Here is a 15,769-nt window from a genome sequence, read left to right on the forward strand (position 1 = left end):
CATCGGGATGATCCCGAGCTCGAACACCAGCCGGGCCTCGGTCACCTCGACCGCGGTCACCGGGGCCAGGTTGATGAGGTCGGCCAGACCCGCGCCGAGCCGTTCCGAGGACGGCGTCGTGACGAACGCGCCGCCGCGGGCGCCGACCCGGATCTCGACCAGGCCACCGGCCTCGAGGATCCGCAGCGCCTCCCGGACGGTGACCCGGCTGACGCCGAGCCGCTCACAGAGCTCCCGCTCCGAGGGCAGCCTGTCCCCGGGCTTGAGCCGGTTCGACCTGATCAGCGACTTGATCTGGTCGACGATCGCCTCGGACATGCGGTTGGGCGAGACGGCGGTGAACATGCCGTCGCGCGCATCCCCGGTCGACTCCCGTACGGGCACCGGGCCACCACCTCACGTTGCGACCCGCTCAGGCCGGGCGGGTTCCCCTGTGTTGGCGGCAAGGATAGACGGTAAGTCCACACCTGACCCACTCCCGGTCACCGGCGGCCCCGCGCCCCGCAGCGCAATCCCGGGGTAACACTGCGGACATTGACCTATTGGTCAGTCCTTCATACAGTCAGCCGCACCGGCACCGAGGGACGCGGGAGACGACGATGACGATGCGCACCGGTGCGGAGTTCGGCTGGCGCGCGCTCGTCGGCTGGATCCACTCGTACGGAATGTTGCACTCGACGCCGCTGGACCTCTACCGGCTCGTGCCGGACGGCTACGGCTTCCTGTTCACCACGCTGGGCAAGAAGGACCAGTCCGCGGCCGAGACCGACGCCGCGCTCGGCCGCCTCATCGAGAGCGCCGAGCTGCTGGCGAAGAACGGGGCCGAGTACTTCGCGATCAACAGCTCGCCGATGGTCACCCACGGCGGCCCCGGTTCCGACCTCGCGCTGATCGACCGGATCACCGAGGCCACCGGCCGGCCCGGCACGACCACGACGACCTCGGCCATGCGGGCGATGCGGGCGCTGGGAATCAGCAAGATCGCGCTGGCCAGCCCGTACCAGGCCCGCAACGAGAAGCTCATCGCGTTCCTGGAGGCGGCCGGCTTCACCGTCGTCGGTTCGTACGGGCTGACCGAGGAGCTGACCCGCATCCACCGGCTGCCGGGCGAGACCGCCTACCGGGTCGGGCGGGAGGCGTTCCGGGCCTCGCCCGGGGCCGAGGCGCTCTACATGGCCGGCGGCCGGCTGCGGGCGATGGACGTCATCGAGGAGCTGGAGGAGGACCTCAAGGTCCCGGTCATCGCGAGCACGCCCGCGGTGGTCTGGGAGATCCTCCACCACTTCGGCACCACCACGCCGCAGGACGGCTTCGGCCGGCTGCTGCGCGACTTCCCCGATCACGTCGGCTGAGCTGGAGGAGGCGACGTGCCGACAGTCCTGGAACGCCTGGCCGAGGTCGTCTCCGCGGTCAAGCCCGGCGACCTGCCCGACGAGGTCGTCCACGAGGCCCGGCGCCGGCTGCTGGACGGGCTGGCGAACATGCTCGGCGGATCGGGTGCGCCGACCGTCCGCTCCGTCTACGCCGCGGTCGGCAGTTCGAGTGGGGCGGCGACGCTCGCCGGCGACCAGCGGCGGGCGACCGCCGCCGACGCCGCGCTGGCCAACTGCACCGCGCTGCGTTACCTGGACTACATGGACGGGCATCCGGGCCCGTACCCGTGCCACCCCTCGCTGGTGATCCCGCCCGCGCTGGCGGTGGCCGAGGCCCGGCACCGGTCCGGCGCCGACCTGGCCCGGGCGATCGTGCTGGGCTACGAGGTCGACATCCGGCTGCAGATCGCCAGCGGCGACCCGGACATCACCGCGCACGGCTGGAGCGGCAGCAGCAACCTCGGGATGGCCGTGCCCGCAGCCCTGTCCGGGCTGCTCGACCTCGACAGCGAGCAACTGGCGCACGCGCTGGCGATCTCCACCGTGCACAGCCCGACCCTGGACGCCAGCGGGCGCGGGCAGATGGCACCGAGCAAGTCCTGTGTGGACGGCATGGTGGCCCAGTCCGCGGTGACCGCGACGCTGCTGGCCGAGGCCGGCATGCGCGGGAAGCTCAGCGCGTACGAGGGCGACGACGGCTTCCTGGCCGGCGTGGCCCGCACGTACGACGAGGACGTGCTGCTGGCCCCGGTCGAGCGGTTCCGGGTGCTGGACGCCTACACCAAGCAGTACAACGCGGTGAAGTGCGCGCAGTCCGCGGCCGGCTCGGCGTTGCGGCTGCGGCCGCGGATCGGTGGCCCGGAGGAGATCGAGGCGATCACGCTGAGCCTGGCCGAGCGGGACTGGCGCAACCAGTCCGGCGACGTCGAGGCCCGCCGGCGTCCCGGCAATCGCGACACCGCCAACCACAGCGTGCTCTACTGCCTGGCCGCGGCGCTCGTCGACGGCCGGCTGCAGGCGGACCAGTTCGGCCCGGACCGGCTGGCCGACCCGCGGATCCTCGCGGTCGTCGACCGGACCCGGATCGCGCCGGAACCGGAGCTGTCCGCGTACTGGCCCGGGGCCAACCCGGCCCGGGTCCACATCAGACTGCGCTCCGGCCAGGAGCTCGAGGACACCACGATCTACTTCCCCGGTCACCCCAGGAATCCCGTCAGCGACGCGGACCTGGAGGACAAGTTCCGTTCGCTGGCCGAGCCGGTACTCGGCGCGAGCGGGGCGACCGCGGTGGTCGAGGCGGTCCGGTCGCTGGACCGGCTGCCGGACGTGCGCGGCCTCGTCGGGCTGCTCACCCACACCCTGGAGGGCCGGTCGTGAGGCTGCTGCTCATCATGAACGGGTCCCGCGCCCGGTACGCCGGCGGCGCCGACCAGGCCCGCTACGAGACCTGGCTGCCGTACTGCGCGCCGAGCACCAAGCTCGAGATCGGCTACCTGCCCGACAAGCAGGAGGCGTACGAGTTCGGCACCGCGCAGGCCGCGACCAAGCACAGCGTGCTCTACCCCGACCGCGTCGCCGAGGCCGAGCGGGAGGGCTACGACGCGGTCATCATGCACTGCTGCTCCGACCCCGGGCTGGAGGACGCCCGGGCCCGGGTGTCCATCCCGGTGATCGGGCCGGGGGAGGCGACGCTGCGGGCCGGCGCGATCCTGGGCCGGCGGATCGGGATGACCGTGCCCGGCACCGACTCGATCGCACACCACGCCGAGCAGGTCCGCGGGCTCGGGCTGGCCGACCGGGTGGTCGGGCTGGAGCCGATCAACCGGGCGATCGGCAAGTACGAAGGCCAGGACCCGGCCGCGATGACCGACGCGCTCGTCGCCGCGGCGCAGCGGCTGGTCGAGCGGGGGGCGGACGTGATCTGCCCGTCCGGACTGGCGTTCATCCCGGTCCGGGTGTCCGCCGCCGAGGTGTCCGGACGGGTCGGCGTGCCGGTGCTGGACCCGGCGCTGCTCGCGGTCCGGTCGGCCGAGACGCTGGTCGCCGCCAGGCACTGAACCGGTACGGAGGCGCGTGCCGCGCCAACGCTGGCGCGAGCCATCAGTTTCCCTATGACGAGTCCGAAACATTTCTTGACGGCTCCGTGATAATGGTCATACATTTCGACCACCAGACCACGGGCGCCGTCACCCCGCCGAGGAGCCCCCATGAAGATCGATGCGATCAGGGTCCGCAGCAGGACGCTCAAGCGTGTCGACCCGCAGTGGCGGACCTCGTCCTACAAGGCCGACGAGGTCGGCGCCGTCTACGTCGCCATCGAGGCCGGCGGCATGACCGGGGTCGGCGCCACCGCGTCGCACCCCCGGCGGCTGACCGCCGACGACATCGTCGCGCAGCTGACCGGGATCGTGCTGCCGGCGCTGGCGGGCCGTTCCGTCCAGGACGCCCGCGGCGTCCTGGCCGCGCTGCCCGCCTCGATCCACTCCCGGACCTCGATCGCCGTCGATCTCGCGCTGCACGACCTGATCGGCAGGCTCGCCGGGCTGCCGGCCGAGGTGCTCTGGGGCGGGCCGGTCCGGGACCGGGTGAACCTGGTCCGGATGGTCGGCATCAAGGCCCCGCAGGAGATCGTGGCAGCGGTCCGGCCCCTGCACGAGGCCGGCGTCCGGGCATTCAAGCTCAAGGTCGGCGAGGGTGTCGAGCGCGACGTGGACCGGGTCCGCCGGGTCCGGGCCGCGTTCGGCGACGATGTCACGATCATGGTCGACGGCAACGGTGCCTACGACCGGGACAGCGGCGTCGAGTTCGGCCGGGCCCTCGGCGAGCTCGGGGTGCACTGCATCGAGCAACCGCTGCCGTACCAGGACGTCGAGGGGATGGCCCTGGTCCGCAAGGCGATCCCGGTGCCGCTGATGGCCGACCAGATGGTCGAGAGCGTCGCCGACGTCGTCGCGGTCGCGCAGGCCGGCGCGGCCGACATGATCTCGCTGAAGCTGACCAAGATGGGCAGCGTCGCGGAGTGCATCCGGGTCGCGCACGTGTGCGCGGCCGTCGGGATCGGCGTCCACCTCGGTGGCTGCGCCGCTCCCGGCATCGTCGACAGCGCGCTGACCCGGCTCGCACTGTCCACACCGGACATCGACGTCTACGCGGAGGTGGGCGAGTCCGCGGCCCTGGTCGACGACCAGGTCAGCGGGGTCGTCCACGCCGGACCGTACGCCCGCAGTGACGGCCATCCGGGGCTCGGCGGGATGCCGCCGGCCATCTGGGCCTGATCCGTACCGAATTCCACGCACGTCCCCGCACCGGGCTGTCGCCGCACAGCCAGGGCAGTACCCCAGCGTCGGAGGAACCCTATGGCTAGTCGGAAATCCACGGCTCGCGCCTCGTGCGTGCTGGCCGCGTCGGCCGTGGCCACGCTCGTGCTCGCGGGCTGCGGCTCGTCGAGCTCCGGCGGCGGCGGCACCAGTGCCGGCAGCGTCGACTACAGCAAGATGACCGTCCAGCAGCTCTACGACGGGGCCAAGAAGGAGGGCACCCTCGTCCTCTACGCCGCCGACACCGGCGGTGACATGTATCCGGGCTTCGAGAAGGCCTACCCCGGCATCAAGGTGAAGTACTTCCAGGAGCAGGGCGAGCAGTCGGCCTCGAAGATGCAGACCGAGGCCCGCTCCGGCGTCTACAACGTCGACGTGCTCGACACCGAGCAGAACACGATGTACACGATGTCGCAGACCGGCCTGCTGGCGAAATACGCGCCGCCGGAGGCGTCCAATGTGGACACGAAGTACAAGAACGACTTCTGGGTCGGCTACCGGGTGCAGCTCAAGCCGATCACGTACAACACGAAGCTGATCACCGGGGCGGACGTCCCGAAGTCGCTGTCCGACCTCGCCGACCCGAAGTACGCCGGCAAGGTCTGCGCCGAGCCCACGGAGGTCTCCGTCTTCGCCGACATGGTTCAGACGCAGGGCGAGGACGCGACCGTCCAGTACTGGAAGAACCTGACCACCAACAAGCTGCGCATGGTCAGCGGCCAGACCAACCTCGTCCAGGCGGTCGTCTCCGGCGAGTGCCCGATCGCGATCTCCTCCAACCTGCACACCGTGGCCAAGAGCATGGCCAAGGACGCGCCGATCAGCTGGGTCAAGACCGACCCGCTCTACGGCAACTACGGCGCCGGCGCGGTGGCGGCCAAGGCCCCGCACCCGTACGCGGCCCGGCTGTACGCGAACTACCTCATCTCCAAGACCGGCCAGGACACGGTCGTCAAGGCCTACCGGGTCCCGGTGAACAACACCGTGGAACCGCGGGAGAAGGAGTTGGCGAACCACAGCTACAACGCAGTCATCGCCGGCGACGAGGTCATGAAGAACTTCACCAAGTACAACAACCTCTACTACACCTCCACCGGCCGTCCGGTCGTCGGCGGTGGCTGACTGACGGCGCCGCCGGGTCGTCCCCGTTCCCTGCTCGCGGGACGCCCCGGCGGCGCCGTCCTTCTCGTGGCGCGCAGGCGCCGGCCCGGTCGCCGAGGCGGAGGAAACCAGCCGACATGGTTCTGACAGACCAGCAGCAGCGGACGGACCCCGTTCCCGACCCGGGCACGGAGCCCGAGCAGAAGAGCGGTTTCCGGGTCCGGCTCGGGCGCATCGACCTGTCCTTCGGGCTGCCGTTGCTGATCGCCCTGCTGATCGCGTACCTGACCCTGGTGCCGGTCGGCATGATGATCTGGGACAGTTTCCACAACCTGGCCGGCATCGCGACCGTCTCGCACTATAAGGCGATCCTGTCCAACAAGACGGCCTGGTCGCTGATCGGGCGGTCGGCCGAGTTCGCGATCGGCGCCGCGGTGTTCGGCACCGTGGTCGGCGCGATCCTGGCCTGGCTGGTCGAGCGGACCAACATGCCCGGCCGCCGCCTGTTCTACGCGGCCGCCCTGGCACCGCTGATCATCCCGGGCTCGCTGTCCACGTTCGCCTGGGTGCTGCTCGCCTCGCCGCGCATCGGCCTGCTCAACACCTGGTTCCAGGGCATCTTCCACGTCGGGCACGCGCCGTTCAACGTGTACAGCCTGTGGGGAATGATGTTCGTCGAGGGGCTGCACCTGAGCTCCCTGTCGTTCCTGCTGATGTCCGCGGCGCTGCGGTCGATGAACGCCTCGCTGGAGGAGGCCGCGGCCTCCTGCGGCGCCGGGGTCTTCACGCTGACCCGCCGCATCACGCTGCCGCTGCTGCTGCCCGCGATCGCCTCCACCTTCCTGCTCGGCTTCGTCCGCGCCATCGAGGGCTTCGAGGTGCCGGCCATGCTCGGGCAGCCCGCCCACGTGTACGTGCTGGCGAGCCAGATATACCTCGCGCTGAACACGTTCCCGATCGACATGGGCGTCGTCGGCACGTACGCGACGCTGCTGTTCGTCATCGGCGCCGTCGGCGTGATCATCTACTTGCGACTGCTGGCCCGCAACAGCTTCAGCACGGTGACCGGCAAGGGCTTCCGGCCCAAGGTGATCGACCTGCGGGGCTGGCGGTTCGGCGCGCTCGCGTTCGCGCTCGTCTACGTCCTCGCGCTGTTCGCGCTGCCGACGCTGGTGATGATCTGGTCGTCGTTCCTGCCCTTCTACCAGGCGCCCAGCAAGGCCGCGTTCGGCGTGCTGTCGCTGGAGAACTACCGTGAGCTGTTCCACAACTCGGTGGCCATCGCCTCGGCCCGCAACAGCCTGATCCTCGGCCTGTGCGCGGCGACGATCGTGGTGCTGCTGTCCGCGGTCGCGTCCTGGATCTCGGTCCGGACGAAGATCAGGGGCCGGCAACTGCTGGACGTCATGTCCTTCGTGCCGATCGCGATCCCCGGCCTGGTCCTCGGCGTGGCCATGATCGAGCTGTACGCCTCGCTGCCGATCAAGATCTACGGCACGATCTTCGTGCTCATCATCGCCTTCGTCATCCGCTTCCTGCCGTACGGGATGCGGGCCGCGTCGGCGAGCATCGTGCAGATCCACCCGGAGCTGGAGGAGGCGGCCAGCGTCTCCGGCGCGAAGTGGCACCAGACGTTCGGGCGGGTGCTGCTGCCGCTGCTGCGGCCGGGCCTGTTCGCGGCCTGGGTCTACGTCTTCATCGTCTCGATGCGGGAGATGTCCTCGGCCATCATCCTGGCCAGCCAGAGCAACATCCCGCTGGCCGTGCTCATCTACAACCTCTACACCAACGGCAGCTACACCGTGCTGTCCGCGCTGGCCGTCTGCATGATCGTGGGCCTGACCGCGCTGGTGCTGGTGTTCCAGAAGATCGGCGGGAAGCCGACCGCGTGAGAGGGGAACACATGGGCGCCACCGAGCGGTTCGCGGACTTCGCCGTCCACACGCGACTCGAGGACGTGCCGGCCACGGTCACCGACGCGGCCAGGCTCGTCGTGCTCGACACGATCGGGGTGAGCCTGGCCGCGCTGGACGTCCCGATCGGCCGGATCGTGCAGGACTATGCGGCCGCGGTCGGCGGCGACGACGGCCCGCACGTGCTCGGCACCGGGATCCGGGCCGCTGCGCCGATCGCCGCCCAGGCCAACGGGACGCTGGCGCACGGGCTGGACTACGACGACCACGGCCACCTGTCCACGCACGTGCTCCCGGCCGCGCTGGCGATCGGCGAGCTGCGCGGGTCCTCAGGGGCCGAACTGCTGGCCGCGTACGTCCTCGGGCGCGAGTGCGGCTTCCGGCTCAGCTCGATCATCGAGGCCAAGCGGAAGCAGAAGCTCGGCCCGACGTACCGCGGCTGGTACCGGGTCGGCGTCGTCGGCCCGGTCGCCGCCGCGGTCGCCGCGAGCCGGATGCTCGCCCTGGACACCGGGCGGACCCGGCACGCGATCGCGATCGCCTGCTCCAGCTCGGCCGGCCTGCGCCGCAACCTCGGCACGATGACCAAGGCCCTGCACGCCGGCAACGGCGCCTACGCCGGGGTCACCGCGGCCCTGCTGGCCGAGCGCGGCTTCACCGCCGACGCCGAGGCGATCGAGGGCGAGCTCGGCCTGGTCGGCGCGATCTGCCTGCCCGGCGAGGCCGAGTGGGAGCCGCTGGAACGCCTGGGTGACCCGTACGAGCTGGCGCAGAAGATCGGGGTGAAGAACTTCCCGGCCTGCAGCCCGAGCCACGTGCCCGCCGAGATCGTGCTGCGGCTGCGGGAGAAGCACGGCGTCGACCCGGCCGAGGTCGTCGCGGTCGAGGCCGACCTGCACCAGTTCTCGCTGCGCCGGCCGGACCCGCAGGAGGCGATCGCGACCGGTTACAGCCTGCCGTACCTGCTGGCGATCGCGCTCGTCGACGGCGCGCTCGGCCTGGACCAGGTCGACGGCACCCGGCTGCACGACCCGGCCGTACGGGCCCTGATGGCCAGGGTGACCCACGACCCGCAGGCCGCGCCGGCGGGACGGCCGGAGCGGGTCACGATCCGCCTCGCCGACGGCACCGTGCTGGTCGAGGAGGCGGACGGCAAGCCCGACCTCCGCACGGCCGGCCCGATCATCGCGAAGTTCGCCGACTGCGCGTCCCGCCGGCTCGACGCCGAGGGCGTCGCCCGGCTGCGGGACGCGGTCCTCGAGTCCACCGTGGACGTCCGCTCGTTGCTGGAACTCACCCGCTCGCCGAGAGAGGCCGCGCCATGTTGACCATCGAGGACCTCTACAAGCGTTTCCCGGTGAAGTCCGGCGGCGCGGACGTGCTCGCGATCGACGGCGTGACCCTGACGGTCGAGGAGGGCGAGCTGTTCACCATGCTCGGCCCGTCCGGCTGCGGGAAGACCACCACGCTGCGCAGCGTGGCCGGGCTGGAGCGGCCGACCTCCGGCCGGATCGCCGTCAACGGCCGGGTGCTCTACAACTCGGCCAAGAAGGTCGACGTGCCGGTCAATGCGCGCGGCCTCGGCATGGTCTTCCAGTCGTACGCGATCTGGCCGCACATGAACGTCTACAAGAACGTCGCCTTCCCGCTCACCGTCCGGTCCCGCAAGACCCGGCCCAGCCGCAAGCAGATCCGCGAGCGGGTCGAGCGGGTGCTCGGCGTCGTCCAGCTCGAGCACCTGATGGACCGCCCGGCCACCGACCTGTCCGGCGGCCAGCAGCAGCGCCTCGCGCTGGCCCGGGCGCTGGCGATGGAGCCGCCGCTGCTGCTGCTGGACGAGCCACTGTCCAACCTGGACGCCAAGCTGCGGGAGCAGATGCGCTTCGAGCTCAAGCGGCTGCAGCGGGAGACCGGCATCACGACCGTGTACGTCACGCACGACCAGGAAGAGGCGCTGTCGATGTCCAGCCGCATCGCGGTGATGAACGGCGGCAAGGTCGAGCAGCTGGGCAAGCCCCGGGAGATCTACACCAACCCGGTCTCGCACTTCGTGGCCGGCTTCATCGGCACGTCGAACTTCGTCGAGGGCGTCATCACGGCGGTCGAGGAGCCGGGGGAGTACCGGGTGTCCGGCGCCGCCGGCGAGCTGATCGTCTCCTCGCCGTCAGCCTTTGCCGTCGGCGACCACGTCACGGTCGGCATCCGCCCGGAGCACCTGCAGATCGTCACCGACGACGAGGGCAGCGGGCCGGGCGTCTGGAAGGCCGAGGTCGTCGGCCGCGGCTTCCTGGGCGAGGTCATGGAGCACGAGCTGCGGGTCGGCGAGTCGGTCCTGCGGATGCGCTCCAACCCCGAGGTCTCGGTCCCGGTCGGGGAGCAGGTCCTCGTCAAGCTCCCCACGAAGTGGTGCCGGCTCATCCCCACCAACTGAGCCCGCCGGATCGTCCACAGGCGACCGTCGCGCGAGATAGAGACGAGTCCCGAGCACCGCGATCGCGGTGCTCACCCCGCCGATGACGAACGCGACCCGGGCGCTCCACTCCTCGCCGATCCAGCCGATCAGCGGACCGCCGATCGGGGTGGTGCCGGCGATCGCGACGACCAGCAGCGAGATCACCCGGCCGCGCATGGCCGGTGCCGAGTTCAGCTGCAGCAGCGAGGTCGCCACCGACCGGAACGAGACGCTGGACGAGCCGAGCACGAACAGCAGCACCAGCGTGATGGCCAGCGTCGGGGCCAGGCCGGTCGCGGTGAGCACGATCGCGAAGCCCATCCCGCCGAGCAGCAGCCGCCGGGCCGTCGCCTTGAGCGTGCTGGCGAGCGCGAACGCGCCGACGATGGCGCCGACCCCCATCGCCGTGTACATGTAGCCGACCGTGCTGGCGTCGCCGTCGAAGGTCTGCGCCCCCAGCAGCGGGATCACGACGTTGAAGTTGTAGCCGAGAGTGCCGGTGATCGCCATCAGCACCAGCGGGCCGAGCAGCTGAGGCCGGCCCCGGACGTACCCGAGGCCCTCCCGCAGCTGGCCCTTCTCCGGCGGCGCCGGGATCGGCCGGGACAGCTTGCTGGTGTCCATCCGCAGCAGCCCGACGATGACCGTGAGGAACGAGCCGGCGTTGAGGAAGAACGTCCAGGGCAGTCCGAGCGTGGTGATGAGGATGCCGGCGACGGCCGGGCCGACGACCTTGCCCGCGTTCTGCACGATGTTGTTCAGCGCGACCGCGTTGGTCAGGTGGTCGCGGCCGACCATCTCGACCACGAACGTGTGCCGGGTCGGCTTGTCCATCGCCTCGATGCAGCCGAGCGCGAAGGCGAGCACCAGCACGATCCAGACCCGGGCGTTGTGGGTGGCGGTCAGCACGCCCAGGCAGATCGCCGGCAGGATCGCCAGCGTCTGGGTGCAGAGCAGGATCGTGCGCTTGTCCGCTCGGTCGGCCAGCAGCCCGCCCCACGGTGTCAGCAGCAGGCTCGGCAGCTGCTGGATCGCCGTGGTGAGGCCGAGGACGATGCCGGAGTTGGTCAGCTCCAGCACCAGCCAGGCCTGGCTCACCTTCTGCATCCAGGTGCCCATCACCGAGATGGACTGGCCGGCGAAGTAGAGCCGGTAGTTGCGGGTGCCGAGCGACTCGAACGTCGCGTGCAGGTACCCGCGCACGTGCCCCGGCAGGCTCACTTCCAGACGTAGCCGGGGTCGGCGTACGCCTGCTCGGGCATCAGCGTGGACAGGCCCCGGTCGGCCAGCTCGGACTCGAACCGCTTCCGGACCCAGGGTTCCTCGTCCGAGTACTCGATCTGGTCGCGGGCGCGGTCCTCGACCTTCTCGGCGTACCCGGCGAACTGGATCGGCGGGTGCAGCGCGAGGTAGCGGGCCGGGCCGGCACCGAGGTTGAAGTGCTGGTGGAACCAGCGGTCCGGGGGTACGAACAGTGCCGCCTCCTGCCAGGGCACGACGACCCGCTCGCCGCCCTCGGGCCACATCACCGAGTAGCCCTCCCCGTTGGGGACGACGATGACCCGGCCGGGCCCGTGCCGGTGCGCCTTCTTGTACGTCCTGGCGTCGAACACCGACATGTGGCAGCTCATGTCCGATCCGGCGAACTGGATCCGTACGGTCCGGCCGCCGGCGCCGCGGCCCGTGTTGACGTCCAGCTCGTCCCAGGCGCTCATGTCCGGGAAGAGGTTGCCGTACCAGTAGGCGACGCCCTTGCCCTTGCCGTTGAACCAGCGCAGGCCCTCACCCGGCGGCATCAGCTTGGCCTTGGAGAACATCGCCTGCAGGTCCTCGACCCCGGAGGTCTTGGGCACGTAGGGATTGCCGAGGAAGAAGTCCGGGTCCGGCACCACCGACATCGCCAGCGGCAGGTACGTATAGGACATCAGCCGCACCGGCTGGTCGCCGCGCAGGTTGGAGAACTGCCGCCACCGGTTCGGCGGCACCAGGAACATGCCCCGGTCCGTCCACTCGAACGTGTGCTTGTTCCCGCCGTCCGGCCAGATCGTGGTGGCGCCGCCGCCGGAGACGACGTAGACCAGCTCGTCCACGGCCATCCGGTACGGCGGGAGGGTGCCGCCGGGCGGGATCTCGGTGATCCGGGCCTCGCTCACGCCCTCCTGCCCGACCAGCTGGACGAACGCGGCGTCGCAGCCCCGCTCCTCCCACCGTCCCAACGGGACGGAGCGCATGTCCGGCACGAAGTAGCCGCGGTAGACCGGGACGCCCTGGGCCTCCATCCACTCGTCGTAGGCGAAACGGGTACGCGGCTCGGCGGATGCGCTCATCCGAGGTCCTCTCTGGTCGGGGCGGGAGTCAGGATGGGAACTCCAGGGACGTGACGGTGACCGGCAGCGAGCCGGACCGGCCCATCGGCCGGCCGATCTCCAGGTGGTCGAGGTCGTCGACGGTGATGCCGTCGACGACCACCAGCGGCCCGCTCCAGCCCAGCTCGGAGACCAGCAGCCGGCCGAGCGAGCGGGCCATGTCGTGCCGGAGCACCACGAACAGCGGGTGTCCACTCGCGACCTCGGCCAGCGAGCGGGCCACCTCGGACAGGGTCCGGTGGTCGGTCGGGGTGGCGAGGTCGAGCACGGCGGCGAGCCGGTCGTGCCAGTCGGTCAGGTCGTGCCGGCGCAGCGCGGTCCACAGCGGACCGGTCGAGCGGTCGGTGCGCAGGTCCACCGGGATCGCGGTGAGGCCCCGGACCGGCAGCAGCGCCTCGTCGGAGACGAACACGGTCTGACCGCTGGCCTGCATGGTGAACTGGCTGGCGCCGACCACGGTGGCCCGGATCCGCTGGTGCCCGGTGCGGACCAGCCCGGCCAGCCCGGCCTCACCCAGCCGCCGGCGCAGCGCCGCGCCCAGCTCGGCGCCGAGGTCGCCCAGCTCCGCCGGCGGGCTGTCGCCGAGGTACTCCGAGACGCCGCCGGACACGACCAGGTCGGCGATGTCCACCGGGTCCGGCATCACGCCACCGTCGGTGGCCAGCGTGAGAGAGCGTCGATCGGACATCAGCGTGCCGACGATCTCCGCGGCCATCAGGTCGCCGAGCCGGCGTCCGTCCGCTGTGGACAGTGTCGCCCCCACCTCCAGGGCGATACCGAGCCGGTCCAGCAGTGGCCGGACCGTGTCCTCCAGCCGGGTCACCACCCGGCTGCCGGGGTCGTAGGCGACCAGCCGGGCGCCGACCCCGATCACCTCGACGTGGCTGACCACGCCGTCGCGGACCACGCCGAACTTCGTGGTGCCACCGCCGATGTCGACGTTGACGACGGTCGAGCCGGCCGCGGCCGAGAGCGCGACCGCACCGGAGCCGTGCGCGGCCAGCACGGCCTCCTGGTTGTGGCCGGCGGAGATGCAGACGAACCGGCCGGACCAGTCGGCCACCATCCGGGCGATCGGCTCGGCGTTGGCCTTCTTCAGTGCCTCGCCGGTGATGACGACGGCGCCGACCTCGAGGTCGGCCGGGGCGATCCCGGCGGCCCGGTAGCCGGCTGCGAACATCGCCCGCAGCCGGTCCGTGTCGATCTCGGTGCCGGCGGAGGAGCCGGACCGGTACGGCGTGAGCCAGACCGGGCTGCGGAACACGGTCTCCCGCTCGCTGACCACGAACTCGGACGAGAGCGCCGACCCGCGCCGGCGCACCACCAGCCGGGAGACGGTGAAGTGGGACGTGGCCGAGCCGATGTCGATGCCGACCGAGCGCAGCGTGTGCTGCTCCAGCCCGTCCTCGGCCACGCCGGACGTCCACCGGTGGTGGTCGATCTCCTCGGCGTGGGAATGCGGGTGCCCGTCGTCGTCGTGCACGCGCACCTCCGACAGGTCCGGGCCGGCGTCATCGCCAAACGGTCTTACCTTAAACCTAGATAGACCTTGCTGTCGTCACCTTCGGGCGGGCCAGCAGCACCGGCACCGCGATCGCCGCACAGGTGATGCCGCCGAAGGCCAGGCCGTAGCGGCCGCCGAACTGGCCCAGGAAGCCGACCACCGGCGCGCCCAGCACGGTCGTGCCCTGCCAGCCGATCGACCACAGCGCCATCACCCGTCCGCGCATCTGGTCCTTCGCGGCGATCTGCAGGAATGTCTTGGACGCCGCGTTGAACGTGACCGCGCCGGACCCGACGAGCGCCAGCAGCACGTACGCGACCGGCAGGGTCGGCGACAGCGAGGCTGCGACGATCGCGATCCCCCACAACAGCGCGGACATCGCGACCGACCGCAGCAGCACCGTACGGCGGCGGGCCGCGACCAGCCCGCCCGCGATCGAGCCGGCCGAGATCGCCGACAGCGCCCAGCCGAACTCACTCGCCCCGCCGTGGAAGGTGTCCGAGGTGAACAGCGGGATCGAGACCTGGAACTCCCAGGCGAACGCGCCGGCCACCGCGACCAGCAGCAGCGGCGTCCGCAGCTCCGGGGTGTTCCTGACGTAGGCCAGACCGGCCCGGATCTGCCGCTTGGTCGCGGTCTCGGTCGCGGTCGGGATGAGCTCGTCCGCGCGCATGAGCTGCAGGCCCAGGAAGGTCGCGGCGAAGCTGGCCGCGTTGAGCAGGAAGCAGGGGCCGACGCCGGCGGTGGCGATGACCCAGCCGGCGATGCCCGGGCCGATGACCCGGGCGCCGTTGATGAGCACCGAGTTCAGCGCGATCGCGTTGCCGATCCGGTCCCGGCCGACGATGTTGTTCATGAACGCCTGCCGGCACGGGGTGTCGATGACGTCGACGATGCCGGCGACGAGGATCAGCGCGGTCAGCGACCAGATCGTGATGACGTGGGTCATCGACAGCACGCCGAGCACGGCCGCGACGAGCAGCTGGGCCGCCGCGGTCACCCGCAGCAGCAGGCGTTTGTCGTGCCGGTCGGCGACCAGGCCGCCCCAGGCGCCGAGCACCAGCAGCGGTGCGAACCGGGCCGCGGTGACCAGGCCGAGGATCGCACCGGAGTGGGTGAGCTGCAGGACCAGCCAGCCGACCGCGACGTTCTGCATCCAGTTGCCGGCGACCGAGACGGTCAGGCCGGTCATGTAGAGGCGGAAGTTGCGGATCCGCAGCGAGGAGAACATTCCTCCCGCGGCGGCGGGTGCGTCGGCTGCTGCGGTCACCGTCCGGTCAGGCCTGGACGTTCACCCGGGCGAGGCGGCGCTGTGTCCGGCTGAGGTGCCGGTGCATGATCTCGGTCGCCTTCGCCGCGTCCCGCTCGGCGATCGCCTCGACGAGGTCGCGGTGCTCGTACGTGCCGCGCTGGCCCATCAGCGGGGCGGCGGTCGAGGCCTCCCGCAATGACATGAGCAGCGGCCCGTGGAAGGAGTGCACGAGCATCTCGATGGCCGCGTTGTGGGTGCAGGCCGCGACCCGGTTGTGGAACTCGGCCGACCTGGCCATCGTGTAGTCGCCCCGCCGCAGGGCGGCGATGTGCTCGCGGGTCAGCGCCCGCAGGTCCTCGATGTCGTCCTCGGTGGCCCGCTCCACGATCATCGGGATGATCCCGAGCTCGAACACCAGCCGGGCCTCGGTCACCTCGACCGCGGTCACCGGGGCCAGGTTGATGAGGTCGGCCAGACCCGCGCCGAGCCGT

13 protein-coding genes and 1 pseudogene are annotated in these 15,769 nt (G+C 71.1%); 8 read left to right on the forward strand and 6 right to left on the reverse strand.

Annotated features, from left to right (window positions below; genetic code table 11):
• Nucleotides 1-384 (reverse strand): GntR family transcriptional regulator (locus tag VGP36_05425; GenBank protein ID HEV7654166.1); only part of this gene is annotated, 384 nt, incomplete at its 3' end.
• Nucleotides 385-599: 215 nt separating this feature from the next.
• Here VGP36_05425 and VGP36_05430 point away from each other — a divergent pair.
• The 8 genes from VGP36_05430 (at nucleotide 600) to VGP36_05465 (ending at nucleotide 10,135) form a co-directional block, all read left to right on the forward strand.
• Nucleotides 600-1,352, forward strand: coding sequence for a hypothetical protein (locus VGP36_05430; GenBank protein ID HEV7654167.1), 753 nt, complete (start codon nucleotides 600-602; stop codon nucleotides 1,350-1,352).
• 15 nt (nucleotides 1,353-1,367) lie between these two features.
• On the forward strand, nucleotides 1,368-2,750 hold the full coding sequence (locus VGP36_05435; protein HEV7654168.1) for an MmgE/PrpD family protein: 1,383 nt from the start codon (nucleotides 1,368-1,370) through the stop codon (nucleotides 2,748-2,750).
• Nucleotides 2,747-3,430 carry an aspartate/glutamate racemase family protein gene (locus VGP36_05440; GenBank protein ID HEV7654169.1) on the forward strand — a complete coding sequence of 228 codons (684 nt, stop codon included), beginning with the start codon at nucleotides 2,747-2,749 and terminating at the stop codon, nucleotides 3,428-3,430. Before VGP36_05435 ends, VGP36_05440 begins: the two co-directional genes overlap by 4 nt.
• A 150-nt stretch (nucleotides 3,431-3,580) precedes the next feature.
• Nucleotides 3,581-4,648 carry a mandelate racemase/muconate lactonizing enzyme family protein gene (locus VGP36_05445; protein HEV7654170.1) on the forward strand — a complete coding sequence of 356 codons (1,068 nt, stop codon included), beginning with the start codon at nucleotides 3,581-3,583 and terminating at the stop codon, nucleotides 4,646-4,648.
• A gap of 117 nt (nucleotides 4,649-4,765) precedes the next feature.
• Nucleotides 4,766-5,812, forward strand: a complete 1,047-nt coding sequence (locus VGP36_05450; GenBank protein ID HEV7654171.1) for an extracellular solute-binding protein — start codon at nucleotides 4,766-4,768, stop codon at nucleotides 5,810-5,812.
• A 116-nt stretch (nucleotides 5,813-5,928) separates the two neighbouring features.
• Complete coding sequence (locus VGP36_05455; GenBank protein HEV7654172.1) at nucleotides 5,929-7,683, forward strand: iron ABC transporter permease; 1,755 nt, start codon at nucleotides 5,929-5,931, stop codon at nucleotides 7,681-7,683.
• Between the two features lie 11 nt (nucleotides 7,684-7,694).
• Nucleotides 7,695-9,032 carry an MmgE/PrpD family protein gene (locus VGP36_05460; protein ID HEV7654173.1) on the forward strand — a complete coding sequence of 446 codons (1,338 nt, stop codon included), beginning with the start codon at nucleotides 7,695-7,697 and terminating at the stop codon, nucleotides 9,030-9,032.
• The gene (locus VGP36_05465; GenBank protein HEV7654174.1) at nucleotides 9,026-10,135 is read left to right on the forward strand and encodes an ABC transporter ATP-binding protein; all 1,110 of its coding nucleotides are present in this window, start codon (nucleotides 9,026-9,028) and stop codon (nucleotides 10,133-10,135) included. The genes VGP36_05460 and VGP36_05465 overlap by 7 nt, the downstream gene beginning before the upstream one ends.
• 15 nt (nucleotides 10,136-10,150) lie before the next feature.
• Here VGP36_05465 and VGP36_05470 read toward each other — a convergent pair.
• From VGP36_05470 to VGP36_05490, 5 genes and pseudogenes are all read right to left on the reverse strand, one after another.
• Nucleotides 10,151-11,377, reverse strand: a pseudogene (locus tag VGP36_05470) (MFS transporter).
• Nucleotides 11,374-12,483 carry a hypothetical protein gene (locus VGP36_05475; protein HEV7654175.1) on the reverse strand — a complete coding sequence of 370 codons (1,110 nt, stop codon included), beginning with the start codon at nucleotides 12,481-12,483 and terminating at the stop codon, nucleotides 11,374-11,376. The pseudogene VGP36_05470 and the gene VGP36_05475 overlap by 4 nt, the downstream one beginning before the upstream one ends.
• Before the next feature lie 28 nt (nucleotides 12,484-12,511).
• Nucleotides 12,512-14,005, reverse strand: coding sequence for an ethanolamine ammonia-lyase reactivating factor EutA (locus VGP36_05480; GenBank protein ID HEV7654176.1), 1,494 nt, complete (start codon nucleotides 14,003-14,005; stop codon nucleotides 12,512-12,514).
• 55 nt (nucleotides 14,006-14,060) lie between these two features.
• A complete protein-coding gene (locus VGP36_05485) occupies nucleotides 14,061-15,296 on the reverse strand; it encodes an MFS transporter (protein ID HEV7654177.1) in 1,236 nt (411 codons plus the stop codon).
• 7 nt (nucleotides 15,297-15,303) lie between these two features.
• Nucleotides 15,304-15,769 (reverse strand): FCD domain-containing protein (locus VGP36_05490; GenBank protein HEV7654178.1); only part of this gene is annotated, 466 nt, incomplete at its 5' end.

The organism is Mycobacteriales bacterium (genome assembly GCA_035995165.1).
Lineage (GTDB): Bacteria > Actinomycetota > Actinomycetes > Mycobacteriales > CADCTP01 > CADCTP01.